The sequence below is a fragment of the Limnospira sp. genome, assembly GCF_051859755.1.
Lineage (GTDB): Bacteria > Cyanobacteriota > Cyanobacteriia > Cyanobacteriales > Microcoleaceae > Limnospira > Limnospira fusiformis.
Map to the genome: position 1 here is coordinate 1 of NZ_JBIMLI010000321.1, position 1,532 is coordinate 1,532.

1 pseudogene is annotated in these 1,532 nt (G+C 45.1%); it reads right to left on the reverse strand.

Going from position 1 to position 1,532, the window contains the following annotated elements:
* Positions 1-70: 70 nt before the first annotated feature.
* Positions 71-907, reverse strand: a pseudogene (locus tag ACTIE0_RS24285) (reverse transcriptase N-terminal domain-containing protein); the annotation flags it as partial.
* Between the last annotated feature and the right edge of the window lie 625 nt (positions 908-1,532).

Below are 1,532 nucleotides of genomic sequence, written 5' to 3' on the forward strand. Positions count from 1 at the left end.
GGGGCTGGCATTTTTGGTCTTCTTAGTCATCTCGTCCTCTCCATTATACGTCCTAAGTGTTCTGTCTTGTGCTATATCTTATTAGGTTGACCTGGGTGGTTGTTCCTTTATTCGGATACATTTCTTTAACTAGCCTTTCCATACCATCCAGTGCGATGTTGGCTAGGAGTGGACTTATTACCCCTCCTTGGGGTGTCCCTGCTTCTGTATCCTCGAATACGCCGTTATCTAGCACACCCGCTTTGAGCCATTGTTTCAGGTCTCTCTTCAGGCTGCTTGGACAATTAATTTTTGACAGTAGATAATCATGGTTTATTCGGTCAAAACACTTCGTTATATCCGCGTCTAACACATAGTATTCATCTTTGTTAATACTCTGAAAAATTCGTGCTATTGCATCTTGGGCAGACCTACCCGGTCTAAACCCATAACTAGTGCCTTCAAATCTCGATTCCCATTCAGGTTCGAGAGCCGATTTAACCAAGGCTTGCCTCGCTCTATCTTGGATTGTGGGTATTCCCAGGGGGCGTTTTTCATCCCTACCGGGTTTTGGAATCCACACTCGTCGCAGTGGTTTTGCTTTGAGGTTTCCTTTAATGTTCTCAACAAGTTCAAACCTTTGCCTTGGAGAGATTGCTCTCATTCCATCGACACCGGCTGTTTTCTTGCCTTGATTATCTTGGGTCACTCGCCGCACTGCTAAGAGTCGGGCATAATATGACTTCACCAGTAGACGTTGCAACCTTCGTGCCTTTGCGTCTTGTCCCGATTTAGCTGCTTGAAATATCCTCTTTTGGAGCTTGAAAACTTTTCTCTGAACTTTCGCCCAGGGAATTTGTTTCCATACATTCGTAGTCTTGATTGGCTTTGATTTCTCAAAACCTTTCTTTAAACTCGCTTTCGTCATAGTAACTCCTACTAGACTCTATTCTTTACAATCAAACCGTGACCCGTTAGCATATCCCTACCATTACAGTCGGGCATTAGCTTCTGGTCACATCTCACCCCCTAATAGGCTTACGCTTACACTTTCACTACTAACTTTCTCGACCAGATTGTTAGAGCCTAAAAGGGGTTACAACGTTCCGTTTATATGGGCATTCCATCTTTAGACTTGTCCTATCCACCGGGGTACTTTTAAAGGTCTGTGTAGGTGATGATAGAATTACCCTACTTTTTCCCTTTCTCTTTTGAGTGCAGCGTATCAACCTGTTTCGCTACTAAATAATTACGATGGTTCAAGTCGGAGCATTCAGATTTCCTTAGTCATGGATGGTTGGCAGTGGTCGCGTCTGGCAGTAGGTTCTACTTTACGCCTTCCGTTCCCCGCTTCAATCCTGGGGTTGTGATTCCCAAAACTGGGGGTGGCTATCGCCGTTACTCTCGACGCAATTGTTAAGGAATCATTAAGATTTCCAATTTTGCGTTTTGACCCCGAGTTCCCTGCCTTGTTTTGGTAGGGGTCGAGAGGGAAGTCGCCTTCCCCCACTCCCATTCAAAACCGTGCTTGATACTTTCGCATCACACGGCTC